Here is a 20,197-nt window from a genome sequence, read left to right on the forward strand (position 1 = left end):
CGGTCGAGCAACCCAGCAACCTAGCAATTCAGTTAGAGAGTCGAACGATGAACGCCGATACGGCCGTCGCCGGCGCACCATCGTTGCCGTCATACGAGGATGCGCTCGCTTTCGTGCGTGAGCACGCGGGCGACGCGCGCCTGTCGTCGGGGGAACGGCTAGCCGATCACGCGGCCGGCACGGCGTCGATCGTCGGCAAGCTCAACGTCGATCCCCCCGCGGTGCTGGCGGCGGCGCTGTTCGCGCTGACGCCGCATCTCGCCGATCCCGAGCGGATCATCGCCGAGCGTTTCGGCGAGGAGGTGGCGCAGCTCGTCGGCGACGTGCGCAAGCTGCTTCGTCTCGGCACGGTGAGCCTGAAGGCGGCCAGTCATGCCGTGCCCGAGACGGGGCGCGACGCGCAGGCCGCGCGGCGCGCGCAGATCGAGGCGCTGCGCAAGATGCTGCTCGCGTTCGCGCAGGACATCCGCGTCGTGCTGATCCGGCTCGCGTCGCGATTGCAGACGCTGCGCCACTACGCGGCCACCAAGGCGTCTCCCGGCGCCGACGTTGCACGCGAAACGCTCGAAATCTACGCGCCGCTCGCGAACCGGCTCGGCATCTGGCAATTGAAGTGGGAGCTCGAGGATTTGGCCTTCCGCTTCGAGGACCCGGATACCTACAAGCGCATCGCCAAGCTGCTCGACGAAAAGCGCGTCGAGCGCGAGAGCTACGTGGCGCAGGCGATCGGGCGACTGCAGCGCGAACTGGCGGCGGCCCATATCCAAGCCGAGGTCAGCGGGCGCCCCAAGCATATCTACAGCATCTGGCGCAAGATGCGCGGCAAGTCGCTCGACTTCGCCGAGCTCTACGACGTCCGCGCGTTCCGGGTGATCGTCCCCGACATCAAGGACTGCTACGCGGTGCTCGGCATCGTGCACAACTTGTGGCAGCCGGTACCGAAGGAGTTCGACGACTACATCTCGCGCCCGAAGCCGAACGGCTATAAATCGCTGCATACGGTCGTGATCGGCGACGATGGCCGTGCTTTCGAAGTGCAGATACGGACGCACGAGATGCATCGCTTCGCCGAATACGGCGTGGCCGCGCACTGGCGCTACAAGGAAGCCGGCGTGCGCGGCTACGCCGGCCAATTCAGCGCCAGCGAGAAATACGACGAGAAGATCGCGTGGCTGCGGCAACTGCTCGCGTGGAAAGAGGACGTCGCCGAAAGCGAGCAGGGCAATCCTTGGGAGCAGTTGCGCCAGGCGACGCTCGACGACGATCACATCTACGTGCTGACGCCGCAGGCGCGCGTGATTGCGCTGCCGCAGGGCGCGACGCCTCTCGATTTCGCCTATCACCTGCATAGCGAGCTTGGCCACCGTTGCCGCGGCGCGCGCGTCGACGGGGCGATGGTGCCGCTCAACACGCCGCTGCAAAACGGCCAGACCGTCGAGGTCGTGGCCGTGAAAGAGGGCGGCCCCTCGCGCGATTGGCTGAACCCGCAGCTCGGCTACCTGCAGAGCCATCGCGCGAAGCAGAAGGTGCGCGCGTGGTTCAACGCGATCGAACTGCAAGAGACGATCGCGAGCGGCCGGGCGATGGTCGAAAAAACATTGCAGCGCGAAGGCAAGACCTCGGTGAGTCTCGATCAGCTCGCAGCCAAGCTCGGGTTCAAGTCGCCCGACGATTTGTTCAATGTCGTCGGCAAGGAAGAGTTCAGCCTGCGCAACATCGAGCAGGCACTCTCCGATGCGGCGCCGCCCGAGCCGCAGCCCGATACGCCCGAGCAATTCGAAAAGCGCGGCAGCGGAGCGAGCGTGGCGCGTGGCGCGTCGACGGGCGTGCTCGTCGTCGGTGTCGATGCGCTGCTCACGCAACTCGCGCGTTGCTGCCGGCCCGCGCCGCCCGATGAGGTCAGCGGGTTCGTCACGCGCGGCAAAGGCATGTCGATTCACCGCAGCGATTGCGCGACGTTCCAACGGATGGCGGCGCGCGCGCCCGAGCGCGTGCTGCAAGCCGCGTGGTCCGCCGACGTCATGGGCGGGCGCGGCTCGTCGGTCTATCCCGTCGACATCATGATCGAGGCGCAGGATCGGCAGGGCTTGCTGCGCGACATCTCGGAAGTGTTCGCCCGCGAGAAGATGAACGTCGTCGGCGTGAAGACGATGAGCCGCCGCGCCACGGCGTTCATGCAGTTCACAGTCGAGGTATCGAGCGCCTCGCAAATCCAGCGTGCCTGCGCGTTGCTAGGCGAAGTGGTCGGCGTCGTCAGCGCGATGCGCAAGGCCTGAGTTTTTTCATGTGGAAGCATAAAAGTGCTTGCCAAGGTTCGATAGGGTCCATATAATCTCGTCTTCTTCAGGCTCGTAGCTCAGCTGGTTAGAGCACCACCTTGACATGGTGGGGGTCGTTGGTTCGAGTCCAATCGAGCCTACCAACGAAAATCGAATGCCCGGTTCGCCGGGTGTTCAACGGCAGTCAAAGGCGTGAAAGCGCACAAGGCGAATACGGTTATGACACCGCGAACGTTGACCGAAACTTTTTCGGAGCGACGCTAGTCGAGGACCTCTTTCGCCCTTTAGTCTGATTGTCAGTGAAAGTGAATGCGGCCCCTCGAAAGCGGGGCCGCATTTTTTTTATCTGTCTTTCGCACAGCGAGCATCTGCAGTTTGGGTTCGTTGCAGCCAACCGATTGTTTTCGATGCCGCGTGCGGCATCTCGGAGAGAACGCAATGGTTTCGATACGCTTGCCTGACGGTTCGTCTCGACAATACGATCACCCGGTGACGGTGGCCGAGGTCGCGGCCTCGATCGGCCCCGGTCTCGCGAAGGCCGCGCTCGGCGGCAAGCTCGACGGCGAGCTCGTCGATACCTCGGCGCTGATCGAGCGCGATGCCTCGCTCGCGATCGTGACGGAAAAAGATCCGGACGGCCTCGACATCATTCGCCACTCCGCGGCGCACTTGCTCGCGTATGCGGTCAAGGATCTGTACCCCGAGGCCCAGGTGACGATCGGGCCGGTGATCGACAACGGCTTTTACTACGACTTCGCTTTTCATCGGCCGTTCACGCCCGAGGATCTGGAAAAGATCGAGAAGCGCATGCAAGAGCTCGCGAAGAAGGACGAGCCCGTTTCGCGCCGGGTCGTCTCGCGCGACGAGGCGGTGGCCTACTTCAAGGGCATCGGCGAGAAATACAAGGCCGAGATCATCGAATCGATCCCCGCGAGCGATGAAATCAAGCTGTACTCGCACGGCGGCTTCACCGATCTATGCCGCGGGCCGCACGTGCCTTCCACCGGCAAGCTCAAGGTCTTCAAGCTGATGAAGCTGGCCGGCGCGTACTGGCGCGGCGATTCGAAGAACGAACAGCTGCAGCGCATCTACGGCACGGCATGGGCGAAGAAGGAAGACCAGGACGCCTATCTGCACATGCTCGAAGAGGCCGAGAAGCGCGATCACCGCAAGCTCGGCCGTCAACTCGATCTGTTCCACCTGCAGGACGAATCGCCGGGCATGGTGTTCTGGCATCCGAAGGGCTGGTCGCTATGGCAGCAGGTCGAGCAGTACATGCGCCGGCGCGTGAATGCCGACGGCTATCTCGAGATCAAGACGCCGATGATCATGGATCGCTCGCTGTGGGAGGCGTCGGGTCATTGGCAGAACTATCGCGAGAACATGTTCACGACGGAGTCGGAAAAGCGCGACTACGCCATCAAGCCGATGAACTGCCCCGGCCACGTGCAAGTGTTCAAGCACGGCCTGCGCTCGTACCGCGACCTGCCGTTGCGCTACGCGGAATTCGGATCGTGCCATCGTAACGAGGCCTCAGGTGCGCTGCATGGCCTCATGCGCGTGCGCGGCTTCGTTCAGGACGATGCGCATATCTTCTGCACGGAAGAGCAGTTCATCGAAGAGTCGATCAAGTTCAACACGCTCGCGATGAGCGTGTACCGCGATTTCGGCTTCGAGCAGATCGACATCAAGCTGTCGCTACGCCCGGAGCAGCGCGCGGGGACGGATGAGATTTGGGATCGCGCCGAAGAGGGCTTGCGCCAAGCGCTGACGGCGTGTGGGCTGAAATGGGAGGAACTCGAAGGCGAGGGCGCGTTCTACGGCCCGAAGATCGAGTACCACATCAAGGATGCGCTCGGCCGGTCCTGGCAGTGCGGCACGCTGCAGCTCGACATGGTGCTGCCGGAGCGGCTCGGCGCCGAATACGTGGCCGAGGACAACAGCCGCCGCCGGCCCGTGATGCTGCACCGGGCGATCGTCGGCTCGATGGAGCGTTTTCTCGGGATTCTCATCGAGCACCACGCTGGCGCGATGCCTCCGTGGCTCGCGCCGACGCAGGCCGTCGTCATGAATATCGCCGAAAGTCAAGCCGAGTACGCGCAGTCGCTGGCCCAAACGTTGCAAAAACAAGGGCTTAGAATCGAGCTGGATTTGCGCAACGAGAAAATTAGCTATAAAATACGCGAGCATACGCTCGAAAAAGTGCCGTACCTCCTCGTGGTGGGCGACAAAGAGCGTGAAGCACAAACGGTAGCCGTGCGTGCCCGTGGCGGTGTCGATCTGGGCGTGATGCCGATCGACGCCTTCGTTGAGCGCCTGCATCAAGATGTCGAGGCGTTCAAGTAGCCACTGCGGCAGCGCGGCTCGTTTTTTTAATTTTTAGAGGAAACGGAACATCGCTACTGAAAAGGGGCATCGCATCAACGGTGAGATTACGGCTCCCGAGGTGCGTCTAGTTGGCGTCGAGAACGAACCGCTCGGCATCGTGAAACTGGCTGATGCGTTCCGCATGTCGGAACAGCAGGACGTCGACCTAGTGGAAATCGCCCCTCAGGCGGTTCCTCCGGTCTGCCGTTTGATGGATTACGGCAAGTTCAAATACCAGGAAGCGAAGAAGCAGCACGAAGCTAAGCTCAAGCAGAAGGTCATCCAGGTCAAGGAAGTCAAGTTCCGCCCGGGTACCGATGACGGGGATTACAACGTCAAGCTGCGCAATCTCGTGCGCTTCCTGGAGGACGGCGACAAGACGAAGATCACGTTGCGTTTTCGCGGTCGCGAAATGGCACACCAGGAAATCGGCATGCGAATGCTCGAGCGCCTGCGCACCGATCTGGAAGAAGTCGGTCAGGTCGAGCAGATGCCGAAGATGGAAGGGCGCCAGATGATCATGGTGCTCGCGCCGAAAAAGAAAAAGTAACGTAGCAACGCACGGCTCGTCGCTGTGCCAGCCACGCTGCGTGGATGGCTGGCGGCGCGTGCGGTAAGCAGGAAAAAGCATTCAGCAGGTTTCGGAGCAGCGCCCGGCAGTCATGCGGGCGATGTTCCTGAAAGCGCGGCGGCCGGCAACGGCGAGCCGCAGACAAGTGGACTGGGTTTCAAAGGGCGGAGCTAGGGCTTTTGGCCGGCCGCACACCCATCGCCATCAAATAATGGAGTTGTTCGTCATGCCTAAGATGAAGACCAAGAAGAGCGCTGCAAAGCGCTTCGTGGTGCGTCCGGGCGGTACCGTCAAGCGCGGTCAAGCCTTCAAGCGCCACATCCTCACGAAGAAAACCACGAAGAACAAGCGCCACCTGCGCGGTTCCGCCGCTGTGCACGATTCCAATCTGGATTCCGTGCGCGCGATGATGCCCTTCGCCTAACCCTTAACCTTTACTCATAGGAGCGAAACATGCCTCGAGTCAAACGTGGGGTAACGGCACGTGCCCGCCACAAGAAGATCATCAACCTGGCCAAGGGTTACCGCGGCCGTCGCAATAACGTCTACCGCATCGCGAAGCAAGCGGTCATGCGCGCAGGCCAATACGCCTACCGCGACCGTCGCAACAAGAAGCGCGTATTCCGTGCGTTGTGGATCACGCGTATCAACGCGGCAGTCCGTCAGCACGACATGACGTACAGCGTGTTCATCAACGGCCTGAAGAAGGCGTCGATCGAACTCGACCGCAAGGTGCTGGCCGATATGGCCGTGTTCGACAAGGCCGCTTTTGCCGCGATCGTGAAGCAGGTGAAAGCCGCCGTTGCAGCCTAATTGAGCGATTGATTAGCACTGCGTGGTTCGTCGAGGGGGCTGGCCGTCGAAAGCCGGCACCTTCGACAAGAAACGGGGCTCCTCACCGAGCCCCCTTTTTTTTGCTGGTCGCACACGGTGTGCATGTGCCTCCTCAATCATCACCGACGTTGAAATGATGGGATCAATGGATCTGGACCGGATTGTCGCCGACGCGCAAGAAGCCTTCTCCCGAGCCGACGATAGCGCCACGCTCGAAAACGAGAAAGCTCGTTTCCTAGGCAAGGCGGGCATGTTGACCGAGATGCTCAAGGGGCTCGGCAAGCTCGATCCCGAGGCGCGCAAGGCCGAGGGCGCACGCATCAACGTCGTGAAGCAGCAGGTGGAAGCGGCGCTCACGGCGCGTCGCGATGCGCTTGCCCAGGCGCTGCTCGAAGCGCGGCTCACGGCCGAAGCGATCGACGTGACGCTGCCCGGGCGCGGCATGGGCGCCGGCAGCCTGCACCCCGTGATGCAAACGTGGGAGCGCGTCGAGCAGATCTTCGGCTCGATCGGCTTCGACGTGGCCGATGGCCCCGAAATTGAAACCGATTGGTACAACTTCACGGCGCTGAACAGCCCGGAAAATCATCCGGCGCGCTCGATGCAAGATACGTTTTATGTGGATGGCGCCGACGCCGGTGGCCGCCCGCTGCTGTTGCGCACGCATACGAGCCCGATGCAGGTGCGCTACGCGCGCAGCAATACGCCGCCGATCAAAGTGATCGTGCCGGGGCGCACGTATCGCGTCGACAGCGACGCCACGCATTCGCCGATGTTCAATCAAGTCGAAGGCCTCTGGATCGACGAGAACATCAGCTTCGCCGACTTGAAGGGCGTCTATACCGATTTCCTCAAGCAATTCTTCGAGCGCGACGACATCCTCGTGCGCTTCCGGCCTTCGTATTTTCCGTTCACGGAGCCGTCGGCCGAAATCGACATGAAGTTCGAGGAAGGCAAAAATGCCGGCAAGTGGCTCGAGATTTCGGGTTCCGGCCAAGTGCATCCGAACGTCATTCGCAACATGGGCCTCGATCCGGAACGCTACATCGGCTTTGCATTCGGCAGCGGTCTCGAGCGTTTGACGATGCTGCGCTACGGCGTGCAGGACCTGCGCCTCTTCTTCGAGAACGATCTGCGCTTCTTGCGGCAGTTTGCGTAACGCGCGGCCGCAAGCGGTGCCTAGGTCCCGCGAGCGCTCGATCAGCGCGCTCGCGCGAGGCCGGGCATGGACCCACTCCTTCGAACGTAGACACACATGCAATTCCCTGAATCCTGGCTCCGAGCGTTTGTCGATCCGCAACTGACGACGGAGGCACTGTCGCATGCGTTGACGATGGCCGGACTCGAAGTCGAGTCGCTGCGCCCGGCCGCGCCGCCGACATCGAAGATCGTCGTCGGCCGCGTGCTCGAAGTCGTCAAGCATCCCGATGCGGACAAGCTCAACGTCTGTCAGGTCGATGCCGGAACGGGCTCGGTGCTCAACATCGTCTGCGGCGCGCCGAACGTTGCCCCCGGGATCAAAGTGCCCGTCGCGCTCGTCGGTGCGCAACTGCCGCCGGCCGAAGAGGGCGGCGCGCCGTTCGTGATCAAGCTCTCGAAGCTGCGCGGCGTGCAAAGCGAAGGGATGCTGTGCTCGGCGCGCGAGCTCAAGCTGTCCGAAGATCACAGCGGCCTCATGATCTTGTCCGAGGACACACCGATCGGGCAGGACATCCGCGAAGCGTTGAATCTCGACGACACCGTCTTCGAAATCAAGCTGACGCCGAACAAAGCCGATTGCCTCTCGGTGTTCGGCGTCGCGCGCGAGACGGCAGCGATCACGGGTGCGCCTTTGAAGCCCCTCGCGATCGAGCCCGTGCCCGTCAAGCTGAGCGAGCGTTTGCCCGTGAAAGTCGCGGCCCCTGATCTGTGCGGCCGTTTTTCCGGCCGGGTCATCCGCGGCGTAAATGCACGCGCGAAGACGCCGCAATGGATGGTGGAGCGGCTCGAACGGTCGGGCCAGCGCAGCATTTCGGCGCTCGTCGACATCTCGAACTACGTGATGCTCGAGCTGGGGCGTCCGTCGCACGTGTTCGACCTCGACAAGATCCATGGCGGCATCGAAGTGCGCTGGGGCCGTCGCGGCGAAAGCCTGAAGCTGTTGAACGGCAATACCATCGAGCTCGACGAAGCGGTCGGCGTCATCGCCGACGATCGCCAGGTGGAGAGCCTCGCCGGCATCATGGGCGGCGACAGCACGGCCGTGACGTTCGATACGTCGAACATCTATCTCGAAGCGGCGTTCTGGTGGCCCGACAGCATTCGCGGCCGTGCGCGCAAATACAACTTCTCGACCGATGCGGCGCATCGCTTCGAGCGGGGTGTCGACTACGACACCACGGTGGCGCACATCGAGCGCATTACGCGCTTGATCCTCGACATTTGTGGCGGCGAGGCCGGTCCCGTGGACGATCACGTCGTCAATCTGCCGCAGCGCCAGCCCGTTGCCATGCGCGTGGCTCGTGCACAGCGCGTGATCGGTGTCGCCATCGACGCCGACGAAATGGCGCGGATTTTCACGCGCCTCAGGCTCGAATACGAATTCGACGGCGAGATCTTCGCCGTGACGCCGCCGTCGTACCGCTTCGACATCGAGATCGAGGAAGACTTGATCGAAGAAGTCGCGCGCATCTACGGCTTCGAAAAGATTCCGGCTCGTCCTCCCGTTGCCGCCAATGCGATGCGTGCGACGAACGAGACGCGCCGCTCGATCCATGCGCTGCGCCATGCGCTGGCCGCACGCGATTATGCCGAGACGGTCAGCTTCAGCTTCGTCGACGAAAGCTGGGAACGCGATTTCGCGGGCAACGACGCGCCGATCCGCGTCGTCAATCCGATCGCGAGTCAGCTTTCGGTGATGCGCACGACGCTGTTCGGCAGCCTCATCGATGTCTTGCGTCACAACTTGAATCGCCGTGCCGAGCGCGTTCGCGTGTTCGAGGCGGGACGCGTGTTCTTGCGCGACGCATCGGTCCACGGCAGCGAGATGGCGGTCGAAGGCTATGCGCAGCCCAAGCGTATCGGCGCACTTGCCTATGGCCCCGCAGCGGAAGAGCAGTGGGGCGTATCCACGCGCTTGGTCGATTTCTTCGACGTGAAGGGCGATGTGGAAGCGTTGTTTGCGCCGCGCAGCGCGCGTTTCGTGAAGGCAGAGCACCCGGCACTGCATCCGGGGCGCAGCGCGCGCATCGAGCTCGACGGCCGAGCCGTCGGCTGGATCGGCGAGCTCCATCCGCGCTGGATGCAGCAATATGATTTGCCGCATGCCCCGATCCTGTTCGAAGTCGATGCCGATGCGCTGATGGGCCGCGCGTTGCCGACGCCGGCCGACGTATCGAAATATCCGCCCGTGCGGCGCGACATCGCAGTCGTCGTCGATCAGAACGTGGAAGTTCAGGCGTTGCTCGACGAAATGCAAAAGGCGCTGGGCGAAGATGCATGCAAGTTCGTTCAGAGGGTTGCGCTTTTTGATGAATTTCGTGCAAAATCAAGCACTTCTGGCGGAATGGCGGCGCACGAGAAAAGCCTTGCCTTCCGCGTGACCCTGCAAGATACTGGCGGCACGCTGCAGGACGAGACGGTCGATTCGGCCGTCAAGACCTTGGTGGATCGCTTGGCTCGAGTCTACGGCGCGCGGTTGCGCGGATGAGCGGGGAACGCTCGCAAGAGCGTTCGTACGGTGTGTCGCCATCGGCTGGTCGCCGTTTTTAGACATGAACGAAATGAACTCGAGTGATTTCGAAGCCCTACTTGCGGCGCAGCGTGGCGCCATGATTCGCGAAATACCGACCTCGTCCGTCGGCGTCTCCACTTCCCCGGAAACGCCGACCCTCACCAAAGCCGAATTGGCCGAGTTGCTGTTCGACAATGTGGGATTGAACAAGCGCGAAGCCAAGGATATGGTCGAGGCGTTTTTCGAGGTCATCCGCGATGCGCTCGAAAGTGGAGACAGCGTGAAGCTGTCGGGCTTCGGCAATTTTCAGTTGCGTGACAAGCCTCAGCGTCCGGGGCGCAATCCCAAGACGGGCGAGGCGATTCCGATCGCCGCGCGCCGTGTCGTGACGTTCCATGCGAGTCAAAAGCTGAAGGCGCTGGTCGAAAGCGGCGCTTGAAGCGGCTGCGCCGCTCATGGAGATTGAAGACGTCTCCAATGCATTGCAGCGCGACTTTTACCCCGACGGTTAACCGACGATGACTACGACGGCCGAGAAAGTCGTCTTGCCCCCGATCCCTGCGAAGCGCTACTTCACGATCGGTGAAGTGAGCGAGTTGTGCGGCGTCAAGCCGCACGTGCTGCGCTACTGGGAGCAGGAGTTCACGCAGTTGCGTCCGGTGAAGCGCCGCGGCAACCGTCGCTACTATCAGCATCATGAAGTGCTGCTGATACGTCGTATTCGCGAATTGCTCTATGAGCAGGGTTTCACGATCAACGGCGCACGCAACAAGCTCGATGCGCGCGGCGCGGTGATCGAAGACGATGCGGGTGTGAAGCAGGAGCCTGAAGTGCAGCAGGGGGCCGATGTTTCGGCATCGCCTGGTGACGTGGGAGCGAAGGCCGACGTCGACGTTGCCGGGCTGCGCAAGGATCTCATCGGCATCATCGAACTGCTGCGCAGATAGTTTTATGCCGGTAGTTCTATTCAGTGAAAGTGTCTGTTATACTTTCATGCTTTCGGGGCGTAGCGCAGCCTGGTAGCGTACCTGCATGGGGTGCAGGTGGTCGGAGGTTCAAATCCTCTCGCCCCGACCAGACATATGAAGGACTTACGGTGAAAGCCGTAAGTCCTTTTTTGTTGGTGCGCCGTCCGCGCTACAACGATTTGCTCGACGTTGCGAGCACCATCGCTGAATTCGCGCGAACGAGCGCCCGCGTTCAACCTATCAGAACGTAGCCCAAGCGTCGGCGGATTGTCCGGCGTGCGTGCTCGCCGCGTTCGCCGCCGGCGCAAGCGCAATGCGCTCCGTCTTCGTTTGCGCGCTTTTCGCCGTTGAAGCGCGGGTTGCCGGCACTTGTGGCTTCCGCGGTGCGGCGACGATCGGAGCCGATGCCGGTGGGGCGGCGTCAAGCAGCTTGAAAACGGCGACGGCGTCCTTCAGCGACTTGGATTGCTCTTCGAGCGACTGCGCTGCTGCCGCCGATTGCTCGACGAGCGCGGCGTTCTGCTGCGTCACCTCGTCCATCTGATTGACGGCCTGATTGATTTGCTCGATGCCCCGGCTTTGTTCGTCCGACGCAGCCGAGATTTCAGCGACGACATCCGACACTTGCTTGATCGCTTGCTTCACTTCGCCCATCGTCGAACCGACTCGCTGTGCTTGCTCGACGCCACCGTGAATCTTCGAGACCGATGAATCGATCAGTTCCTTGATTTCCTTCGCGGCGGCGGCTGATCGTTGCGCCAGGCTGCGCACCTCGCTCGCCACGACGGCGAATCCTCGCCCTTGCTCGCCGGCTCTGGCGGCTTCCACCGCGGCGTTGAGCGCCAGAATGTTGGTCTGAAATGCGATGCCCTCGATGGTGCTCGTAATCTCTGAAATCTTCGCCGAGCTTTCGCTGATCTCGCCGATCGTGCCGACCATGATCTGGACGGCCTCGTTGCCGGTATCGGCGATGTCCGTTGCGTGTCCGGCCAACGTATTCGCTTGCCGAGCGTTGTCGGCGTTTTGTTTCACCGTCTGCGTGAGCTCTGTCATGCTGGCGGCCGTTTCCTCGAGGGACGTCGCCTGCTCCTCGGTGCGGGCAGACAGATCGATGTTGCCGTGCGCGATTTCGCTCGATGCCGTTGCGATGGAATCGGCGGCCGCCTTGATTCCAGCGACGACGCGCGACAGTTGCATCCGCATCGCCTCGATGGAAGCCATTAGGCTCGAACGGTCGCCCTTCGGAGTTGATCCAAGGACAATCTGAAATTCGTGTCAGGGAATCCTTGCCAACGGTTCCGCCTGGGTGCGGTGTGGCCGGCGCCAATTCAAGATCCCCGCACGCGATGCGCAGAGCGAGCCCGGTGACGTGGCGGGCAATGAGCCGCGGGGGTAGATGCAAGCAGGGATCGCTATTCCTTCAACGTCGATTGCATTTGTTGCCCTTGCTGGAATGCCGATATGACTGCCTGGGTGACGCCGATGTGGGACGATTGCGTCGCATAATAAGCGCCGACGACCGTTCCCGCTACGGCGAGGATGACCGTCAGGGTTGCCAACCATACGTGCGTGGCGAGATGCGAGGTACGTTCCAGCGCGGCGTCCACGCGTTGAACCAGTAAGTCGAATCGCTTATCGCGCTCGGCGAAACACTCATCCACGCGTTTGTCTCGCTCGGCGAAACGCTCGTCTACGCGTTTGTCTCGCTCGGCAGACATCGCTAAAAAACCTTGCATGCGCTCGTCGGCCCGGGCCGTATATTCATCCAGTCGCGCGCCGATCGCGGCGACGCGCGCATCCATCCGAGCTTCGACGGCTTCGATGCGGGCTTCGAATTCCTCTCGTGTAGGCGTACTCATCGCTTCCGATTTCTCCCAAATGTACGAATCTCGACTGCGCCACTTCCGTGCTCTCGGCGCTCGTCCATTTCCGGTGGTTGATCTTTGGGCATCAGTAACAGTTCGGGCTTTCCGGTTCCAACTTCGTTTAGAGATCAAGACGGCCGGAGTGAGCCCATCTTTGCGGGCGGGCGGCAGTGCCGTGGGTAGCGGGCTGCAAAAAGACGTGCGGCGCAGCCGCGCAGCTCGGCCAACGCGCAAGGATATGAATGACGGTGGGGCAGCGGCTACCGGTCGGGCGGCGCGTTTTGCGGCTCGATCTCGAAGCCTTCGGCTTCTTGGCGCTCGCGTCGCTCTTCGTTGGCGCGCCGAGCCTTCAGCCGCTGCCGCGACAGGACGGCGATCACTTCGCTCGTGCTCGCGCCGGCAGGCACTTCGTTACGGATGACGTTCGGCACCATCGGCAAGCCGGAGCGTTGCCGGCGCAGCGCTCTGGCGATCGCGGTGCGGCACTCCTGCCCATGGCATTCCCATTCGTCACGGATTTTTCCGCAATAACGGCACTTGTCCATGCCGGACATTTTACCGGCAATCGCCGCGCCGCTCAGGGCGCCGGCCCGGGGTCCCCGGCGGCGCCTCATCGCGTCATGCGGCGGCAACTTCGGCGAAGACCAGCCGATGAGGCTCGGCAAGCTCGATTTCGTCGCAGTTGGGCTGGCTGCCGCCGCGGTCGACGACGAGGAAATCGGTGACTGCGCCGAGCGCGATCAGCGGGTGGTGCCAGACGCCGCGCGCGTAATTGACGCCGTCCCGCCCGTGAACGGCGAACGCGCGCATCTTGCGCTCGTCGAACGGGCCGCGCGGTGCGACGACGACGAGGTAGCGGACGTCGCCGAGCGGAATGAAGGCCTGGCTACCTAGCGGATGGCGCTCCATCATCACGACTTCGAACGGCAGCGTGCGCGGCTGAGCGCGAAACACGTTGACGAGCGTTCGCCCGCCGGCTTCGCCGACGTCGATCGTCGCCAGATCGTGGAAGCGCTCGGTCGTGCCGCCGTTGATCGGGAAATGGCGGGCGCCATCGAGCGAAATCACGTCGCCGAACGGCGCGAATGCCTCGCGCGTGAGCGGCTCGATGAGGAGCGTGGGGCTCATGGGGTCGTCCTCAAGCCAACTCGCCCCAGAGGCGAAGCCGCGATACGCCGCCGTCGGGGAAGATGTTGAAACGCACGTGCGTGACCGCGCCGAGCGAGGCGATCTCGCGTTCGTAGAAGTGCTGGTGGTCCATTTGCAGCGACTGCTCGGGCAGCAGGACGGGCCAGAACATCGCCTGCGTGACGAGCGACTCGTCGGTGCCGCCCGTGACGTAGGCGGCTTGCAAAGAGCAGCGGTCGGGATAGTTGCCCTTGAAGAAGGCCGTGTCGACTTCGATCTTGCGGATCACGCCGGGGTGCGCGAGCGCGACGATCGCCCAGTCGTTGCCCGGCTCGCGGCGCCGGCGTGTTTCCCACCCGTCGCCCATGTTCACGCCGCGGCCCGGCATCAGCATGTTGCTGGCCAGCCCGAAATGCTGGTTGTTCGCGCACACGACGTGCGCGCCGTTCTCGGCGGCCGCGAGGTCGACGAGCGCGCCGCTGGACAACGCGGCTAGCGCATCCTCGAGCGCCGGCCGGCCGTAGATCCGCAGCCGGGCCACGCCGCCGTCCGGAAACAACGTGATACGGATGTGCGTGAAAGTTTCAGCGTGGCCGACGGCGATGTAATGGTGCTGGTTGCCTTGCAGCGCCGTGGGCGGAACGACCATGTGCCACGTCGCATCGTCGGACGGAAGCTCGCTCGCGCTCGCGCAGGCCTCGATCGATGCGGCCGGCGGGAAATTGCCCGTGAAGTGGCTCGTGTCGATATCGACGCCTTCGATCGTGCCGCGGCGCGCCAGCTTCACGATGCACGAGTCTTGGCCCGTCGTGCGCTTGCGGCGCGTTTCCCAGCCGTCCATCCACTTGCCGTGATCGTCGTACTTGCCGGGGATGAACACGGCGGGTTGAGGGTCCAGCATGCGCTCCTTCGGTGCGAAGAATTCGTCGCTGGCGACGAGCGCTTTGGCGCCGAGGCGCGAATCGGCCAGGTTCAGGCAGCGCCGCGTGAAATCGGGCGCGTTGGGATCGAGGGTCGGGATAGCCATGATGGGGGTCGATGAGAAGCGTGGAGCGGGGAGCCAGGAGCCGCCCCGTTCGAGGTTGCGTTCGCGAAGAGGCCGGGCGGCCCCTTCGGTTCCGGGTAGGGCAGAGGGATGCGGCGTGTTTCTGGAGCGATGCGCGGATCAGACCGCGGGGGCGCCTTGCGCCGGCGTATCGAGCTCTGGCACGGCCACTTCCTGCACGAAGCGCAGCGCCGGATCTCGATCGAGCACGCGGCGAGCGCGGGCTGCATCGATGTCCTTTTCCCAGGCGGCGACGACGATCGTGGCTACGCAATTGCCGATCATGTTGGTGAGGGCGCGGGCGATGCCGACGAACCAGTCGACCGGCAGGATCAGCACGAGGCCGAGCACGGGGATCGCGGGGATGGCCGACAAGGTGGCCGCCAGGATCACGATCGCCGAGCCGGGGATGCCGTGCGCGCCTTTCGACGTGATCAGCGAAATCAGAATGACGACGATCAGGTCGTGCATCGACAGCGGCGTGTTGGTGGCCTGCGCGATGAAGAGCACGGCCAGCGTCAGGTAGATGGAGAAGCCGTCGAGGTTGAACGAATAGCCGGTGGGAATGACGAGGCCGACCGTCGAATCCTTGACGCCCATCCATTCGAGCTTGCGCATCACTTGGGGCAGCACCGCATCCGAGGACGCCGTGCCGAGCACGATCACGAGTTCTTCGCGCAGGTAGCGGACGAGCTTGAAGACGTTGAATCCGGCGAGCCGCATGACGATGCCCAGCACGATCGCGACGAACAGCGCGCAGCTCGCATAGAAGACGAGGACGAGCAGCCCCAATTGCTTCAGCGACGCCACGCCGTAGGTGCCCGTCGTGAAGGCGATGGCGCCCAGCACCCCAAGAGGCGCGAGCTTGATGATGAAGCCCATGATGCGGAAGAACACTTGGGCGAGCTCGTCGATCAGCGAACTCACGCGCTTGGCCTTGTCGCCGAGCAGCGACAGCGCCGAACCGAACAGCACAGCGAACACGAGCACCTGCAGGATGTCGCCTCTCGCGAACGCATCGAACGCGGTGGAGGGAATGATCTTCAGCAAGAACGCGGCGACGTCCTTCAAGCTCTTGGCATGCTCGGTGTAAGTCGTCAATGCTTGCGCGTCGAGCGAATGAACGTCGACGTTCATGCCGGCGCCCGGCTTGAACACGAGCGCGAGCACCGCGCCGATCATCAGCGCGAGCGACGTCATGACTTCGAAGTAGACGATGGCTTTGCCGCCCACGCGCCCGACCTTTCTCAGGTTGCCTGCGCCGGCGATTCCGCTCACCACGACGCAGAACACGATCGGCCCGATGATCATCGTGATCAGTTTGAGGAAGCCGTCTCCGAACGGCCGCAGCGATTGTGCGAAGTGCGGAAACATTGCACCGAGCGCGATGCCGGCCACGAGCGCAATCATGACGCGGCCGAATAGCGAATTGAGGAATCTGAACACGGCTTTCTCCAGGACGAGGTCGTAGCGGTGGCGGGCGGGAAATTCTCTGGTCTAACTGGTAAGACCGGTGTGCTTATGGCGAAGATTAGGAAGCCGATATAGTCACGTCAAGCCCGATGACGGTAGTGGTATACCCCCGCTTTGTGACAAGCGCGCGACGGGTCGCGGCGACCGCGCGGAGCCGCGTTACAATGCTGGTCCGACCAGGGGATTTTTCGGCCCATGCGAAGCACTACTCAGACGGTGACGGAAGCCGCGACCGAGACGATTCGCGAGCGCATCGAGCGCGGCGATTATCCGGTCGGCAGCGCGCTGCCCGCCCAGCGGCAACTGTCCGAAGAACTGGATATCAGTCGCGCCGCGCTGCGCGAGGCGCTATCGACGCTCGAGGCGCTCGGCATGTTGACGATACGGGCGGGCAAGGGCGTCTACGTTCAGCGCTCGCGCGCCGAGACGGGGCCGGCCTGGCGCTTCGCGGAGCAGTCGTCGTTGCCCGATACCTATCAGGTGCGCTATGCGCTCGAGGGGTTCGCGGCGCGCATGGCGGCGCTCGCCATGACCGATGAAGTCATCGAGTCGCTCGAGCAGAACATGGCGCAACTGCACGCGGCGCTGACGGAGGGCGATCTCGACACGGCGGCCGGGCTCGACTTTGCCTTCCACATGCGCATCATCGCCGTGGCCGGCAACGAAGCCATCGAAGCGATCTTGCGCGGCAGCAGCGAAATCATGAAGGAGAGCCAGCGCTTGCCGTTTTATCGACGGGAACTGCTGCAGTCCACCTATCGCGAACATCGCACGATTCTCGATGCATTGAAGGCGCGCGACTGCGAGGCCGCGGGGCGCAGCATCGAGGCGCACATCACGGCGGCGGCGCAGCGCGCGGGCGTCCATTTTCCGGCGCCGCCACGTGCGCAGACGGGCTGAGGCCGTCGCGGAATAGCGGACGAGTGACCGTTCGCCCGATCGCCCGCGCTGCCCAGCGGGCTACCGTGAAGCTCAAATAAGCTCGAGCTTGGAGGTCAGATAGGTCAGTTCGGTGCGGTTCGCGACGCCGAAACGCTTACGCAGCTTGCGCAGGTGATAGTCGACGTTATGCGCGCTCGTATCGAGGCGGCGCCCGATCTCCTTGTCCGATGCCCCTTCGGCGATGCCGAGCAGCAACTCGCGCTCGAACTGCGTGAGATCTTCGGCCGTGCGCTCTCGCGCCGCGGTGCGTAATTGCTGCGAAGCGACCGTATGAACGGATAGGCCGATCGCGAGCGCTTGCTCGAGCGTGGTCGAGGTCATCCAATCGCGGGTCCGGCACTGGCCCGTGAAGCTCATGAAGGCATGCATCCGCGTGCCCGGTATCGACATCGCGAACATGAGGCCGCTGCGCATGCCGTCGTCGCGCATCATCTTGATGAATCCGTCGAGCCCTTCCTGCGCGGCCTCGCTGCGCGCCAAGCTCGGCGGTCGGGCATGCAACTGCTGCAGATCCCAGACGAGCGGGAGCCTGCCCTGGCGCGCCGCTGCCGTGCGCGGATCGACGTCGTGATAGCGTTCGCGCACGTAATCGCCGCGGTAGGTGCCGGGAATGAATGCCTCGTGCAAGAACAGCCGTTCGACGCGCTCGCGCGCGAACTCGAGCGCGAAATAAGCGAACGTGGAAAATCCGATCAAGTGCAGCATGCCGTTGACCATCCGGCTGCGCTCGCAGGCGCTCTGAGCGGCGGCTAGTGCGGTCGCGATGCCGAGACGCGGCGCGTGCCGCGCGGTCAAGCTCAACTGTCGCGGATCGTTGCACCAGACGACCTCGATCGTCCGGTCACGACCCGTTGCAGGCGGTTCGGCGCCGCACGAATGCGAAAGCGGCGCAAGTGCGGAGTCGTCCTTGCGCAATGCAGGGTAGTGCATCGATGAGCCTCCGATCGAGATTCACGTCACGCGGTGTAACCGTAGTTTGATTCCACTACGTTTGCGCGCGTAACATCGCGTAATAATAAACGCAAAAAAACGATACCGGTGGGTGGGTTATTCGCTGATGACAACTGAAGACGAATTTCCGGCGCTCGTATGGTTTTCGCAAGGTGACGCCGTCGCCTATTTGCGCCAATTCGAACCGGCGCTCGAAAACGATGCGCACGAACGTGAGCTGCGCGAATGCCGCGAACGCCTGCAGCAGGCGGGTTTTTCGACGTTCTCCTACATGGCGTTGGAGACGATAGGGCGCCGCATTTTGCGTGCCCACCTCATGCGCGAGATGGCGAATGCCGGGCATGTGACGACCTATTTGAAAAGCCGCCTATACGAGATTGATCCGCGTCTCGCGGCATTGCGCGAAAGCGGGTTGCCGGTGACCTGGAATATCGACCATCTGGAGGCGCACGCGAATACGAACGACCCGCGCGTGCGCAGCCTCATTTCGACATTACGTGCACAGGGAATGCATTGTGGGCTGATTCTCGGGCTGCCTGCGCCGCGCGCCGACCTACGCGTCGCCGTCGATCTGACATCCCATGCCTGCGACACCCATTGGATCGATGATCGCGTCATGGGCACGGTGTTGGCTGCCAGCATGACCATCGGCCGTCTGATGCAGCCCTATGTCGACGATTGTGCGCGCTGCGCGCGTATCGTCGTGCTGACCGACGAGCAATCGGCCGTGCTCGAGCGGCTCGTCAAAGGGCTATCCGATCACGAGATCGCCGCGGAGGTGATGGCTTCGCTGCACCGTGTCGCGCAGCACGTCAAGGTGCTCCAGAAAACGTTCAACGTCGAAAACCGCGCGCAGCTGGCTTACCTCGCTGCGCGCTGGGGATGGAGCAAGCGGTGAAGCGGTAGTAGGCCTACCGCCAGGGTCAACGCCGGGCTGCGTTTGGCGCGCCCAGCACGCGCCCCGCGATGTAGGCGAGCTGCACGCGATTGGTTGCGTGGTAGAGCTTCTTCAGTTGGCGCAGATAGTAGTCCACATTGTGATGCGAGGTGCCGAGCCGGTCCGCGATGTCGCGATCGTTCAGGCCGAGCGTCACGAGCTCGAGGATCGAGCGCTGAATGTCGGTGAGCTCGGCGATCGAGGCGGGGCGCTGGATGTGCGGTGCGCGCAGCGTGAGGTACTCGTGCAGGCCGACGGCCAGCGCGTAGGCATGGCCGATCGACATATCGGGAAGCCGCGCCTTCGACGGCTGCGAGTTGGCGAACATGACGACGCAAGTGTCGAGCGCGTCGGGCGTGCCAAGGCCGAACGAGACGCCCGACAGCGTCCCCGCATCGCGGGCCGCCGTGGCGAAGCGTTCGGCTCGGTCCGCGGCCGCTGAGCTCGTCATGCTCGTCGCGCCGGCGCTGGCGCTGGCGCTGGCCGCCGATCCTGTCGATGCGATCGACGACAGATCCCATAGCATGGGCCACTCGTGCCTGCATGAATAGGCGAGGCGTGCGTCGATTTCATAGAAGCGCTCTCGCAAATAGCGTTGCGCCCATCCGTTCGGTGAGAACGCATTGAAGTAGACGATCCCGTTGATCGTGTCGCCGATGCGCGAGACGCGCATGTAGCAGATGGATTCGAAACCGGCTGCGCGCAATGCGGGGCGCAGCAGGGCGTGCCGCGCCTGCGCGGTACCGACCTTGGCTAGATCGTGCGCGATGCCCGCGAGCCTCTGGCCTTCGGGCACGTCGTCATCGAGCGGCGCATCGGCCGCGCTGTCGAGCTCGGCATCGCCGAACACCAGGAAGTTCGAAGCATCGGTATCTGCATCGATGGCGCCGTACTGACTCATCTTTCTCCCTCCATCCAGTGAGCGCACGCATGCCCGAGGGCCGCGAGAGGCAACAGTATCCAGCGGGAGGCGCATTCAGGCGCGCGTCGAACGAGTAGTCCGACCAGGGATTTGCGCGGGCCAGCGAGGGAGAACTACGAAAAGCCCGTATGCCTGCATTTCACAGTGGCCACTATCGGTAAGACGTACAGCCGGCGCGGGTTTCGGCAGGTAAAGATGCCCTT

The 20,197-nt window shown here is 63.0% G+C and carries 18 protein-coding genes, 2 tRNA genes and 1 pseudogene; 13 read left to right on the top strand and 8 right to left on the bottom strand.

Features of this window, described 5'->3' with window-relative positions; all coding sequences use genetic code 11:
- Positions 1–47: 47 nt before the first annotated feature.
- The 11 genes from ACTHNZ_RS18490 to ACTHNZ_RS18540 all read left to right on the top strand — a co-directional run bounded on the left by ACTHNZ_RS18490 (position 48) and on the right by ACTHNZ_RS18540 (position 10,840).
- On the top strand, positions 48–2,276 hold the full coding sequence (locus ACTHNZ_RS18490; protein ID WP_440544005.1) for a RelA/SpoT family protein: 2,229 nt from the start codon (positions 48–50) through the stop codon (positions 2,274–2,276).
- 69 nt (positions 2,277–2,345) lie between these two features.
- A tRNA-Val gene (locus ACTHNZ_RS18495) sits at positions 2,346–2,422 on the top strand.
- A gap of 295 nt (positions 2,423–2,717) precedes the next feature.
- Positions 2,718–4,625, top strand: a complete 1,908-nt coding sequence (gene thrS, locus ACTHNZ_RS18500; RefSeq protein WP_440544006.1) for a threonine--tRNA ligase — start codon at positions 2,718–2,720, stop codon at positions 4,623–4,625.
- A gap of 49 nt (positions 4,626–4,674) precedes the next feature.
- Complete coding sequence (infC, locus tag ACTHNZ_RS18505; RefSeq protein ID WP_440544041.1) at positions 4,675–5,196, top strand: translation initiation factor IF-3; 522 nt, start codon at positions 4,675–4,677, stop codon at positions 5,194–5,196.
- Between the two features lie 247 nt (positions 5,197–5,443).
- On the top strand, positions 5,444–5,641 hold the full coding sequence (gene rpmI / locus ACTHNZ_RS18510; protein ID WP_440544007.1) for a 50S ribosomal protein L35: 198 nt from the start codon (positions 5,444–5,446) through the stop codon (positions 5,639–5,641).
- A 29-nt stretch (positions 5,642–5,670) separates the two neighbouring features.
- Positions 5,671–6,030 (top strand): 50S ribosomal protein L20, encoded by a 360-nt coding sequence (gene rplT / locus ACTHNZ_RS18515; protein ID WP_004192938.1) that lies wholly within the window; start codon positions 5,671–5,673, stop codon positions 6,028–6,030.
- 166 nt (positions 6,031–6,196) lie between these two features.
- The gene (pheS, locus tag ACTHNZ_RS18520) at positions 6,197–7,210 is read left to right on the top strand and encodes a phenylalanine--tRNA ligase subunit alpha (RefSeq protein WP_440544008.1); all 1,014 of its coding nucleotides are present in this window, start codon (positions 6,197–6,199) and stop codon (positions 7,208–7,210) included.
- A 96-nt stretch (positions 7,211–7,306) separates the two neighbouring features.
- On the top strand, positions 7,307–9,739 hold the full coding sequence (gene pheT, locus ACTHNZ_RS18525) for a phenylalanine--tRNA ligase subunit beta (protein WP_440544009.1): 2,433 nt from the start codon (positions 7,307–7,309) through the stop codon (positions 9,737–9,739).
- Positions 9,740–9,803: 64 nt separating this feature from the next.
- Complete coding sequence (locus ACTHNZ_RS18530; RefSeq protein WP_440544010.1) at positions 9,804–10,202, top strand: integration host factor subunit alpha; 399 nt, start codon at positions 9,804–9,806, stop codon at positions 10,200–10,202.
- A gap of 79 nt (positions 10,203–10,281) precedes the next feature.
- On the top strand, positions 10,282–10,710 hold the full coding sequence (locus tag ACTHNZ_RS18535) for a MerR family transcriptional regulator (RefSeq protein WP_440544011.1): 429 nt from the start codon (positions 10,282–10,284) through the stop codon (positions 10,708–10,710).
- A gap of 53 nt (positions 10,711–10,763) precedes the next feature.
- Positions 10,764–10,840, top strand: a tRNA-Pro gene (locus ACTHNZ_RS18540).
- 131 nt (positions 10,841–10,971) lie between these two features.
- Here ACTHNZ_RS18540 and ACTHNZ_RS18545 read toward each other — a convergent pair.
- From ACTHNZ_RS18545 to ACTHNZ_RS18570, 6 genes and pseudogenes are all read right to left on the bottom strand, one after another.
- Positions 10,972–11,961, bottom strand: a pseudogene (locus tag ACTHNZ_RS18545) (methyl-accepting chemotaxis protein); the annotation flags it as partial.
- Between the two features lie 182 nt (positions 11,962–12,143).
- Positions 12,144–12,533: a hypothetical protein gene (locus tag ACTHNZ_RS18550; RefSeq protein WP_440544012.1), complete on the bottom strand. Its 390-nt coding sequence runs from the start codon at positions 12,531–12,533 to the stop codon at positions 12,144–12,146.
- Between the two features lie 323 nt (positions 12,534–12,856).
- Positions 12,857–13,141: a hypothetical protein gene (locus ACTHNZ_RS18555; protein WP_440544013.1), complete on the bottom strand. Its 285-nt coding sequence runs from the start codon at positions 13,139–13,141 to the stop codon at positions 12,857–12,859.
- A gap of 73 nt (positions 13,142–13,214) precedes the next feature.
- Positions 13,215–13,724, bottom strand: coding sequence for an ureidoglycolate lyase (locus ACTHNZ_RS18560; protein WP_440544014.1), 510 nt, complete (start codon positions 13,722–13,724; stop codon positions 13,215–13,217).
- A 10-nt stretch (positions 13,725–13,734) separates the two neighbouring features.
- On the bottom strand, positions 13,735–14,751 hold the full coding sequence (gene alc, locus ACTHNZ_RS18565; RefSeq protein ID WP_440544015.1) for an allantoicase: 1,017 nt from the start codon (positions 14,749–14,751) through the stop codon (positions 13,735–13,737).
- Between the two features lie 138 nt (positions 14,752–14,889).
- Positions 14,890–16,215 (bottom strand): C4-dicarboxylate transporter DctA, encoded by a 1,326-nt coding sequence (locus ACTHNZ_RS18570; RefSeq protein ID WP_440544016.1) that lies wholly within the window; start codon positions 16,213–16,215, stop codon positions 14,890–14,892.
- Positions 16,216–16,437: 222 nt separating this feature from the next.
- On the opposite strand from ACTHNZ_RS18570, the gene ACTHNZ_RS18575 reads away from it, so the two are divergent.
- Positions 16,438–17,142, top strand: coding sequence for a FadR/GntR family transcriptional regulator (locus ACTHNZ_RS18575; protein WP_440544017.1), 705 nt, complete (start codon positions 16,438–16,440; stop codon positions 17,140–17,142).
- Between the two features lie 72 nt (positions 17,143–17,214).
- On the opposite strand, the gene ACTHNZ_RS18580 is transcribed toward ACTHNZ_RS18575, so the two are convergent.
- Positions 17,215–18,114 (bottom strand): autoinducer binding domain-containing protein, encoded by a 900-nt coding sequence (locus ACTHNZ_RS18580; protein WP_440544018.1) that lies wholly within the window; start codon positions 18,112–18,114, stop codon positions 17,215–17,217.
- A gap of 127 nt (positions 18,115–18,241) precedes the next feature.
- On the opposite strand from ACTHNZ_RS18580, the gene ACTHNZ_RS18585 reads away from it, so the two are divergent.
- Complete coding sequence (locus tag ACTHNZ_RS18585) at positions 18,242–19,033, top strand: autoinducer binding domain-containing protein (protein WP_440544019.1); 792 nt, start codon at positions 18,242–18,244, stop codon at positions 19,031–19,033.
- Positions 19,034–19,058: 25 nt separating this feature from the next.
- Here ACTHNZ_RS18585 and ACTHNZ_RS18590 read toward each other — a convergent pair whose 3' ends face one another.
- Positions 19,059–19,973, bottom strand: a complete 915-nt coding sequence (locus tag ACTHNZ_RS18590) for a helix-turn-helix transcriptional regulator (RefSeq protein WP_440544020.1) — start codon at positions 19,971–19,973, stop codon at positions 19,059–19,061.
- Between the last annotated feature and the right edge of the window lie 224 nt (positions 19,974–20,197).

Source organism: Trinickia sp. (genome assembly GCF_051953955.1).
Taxonomy (GTDB): domain Bacteria; phylum Pseudomonadota; class Gammaproteobacteria; order Burkholderiales; family Burkholderiaceae; genus Trinickia.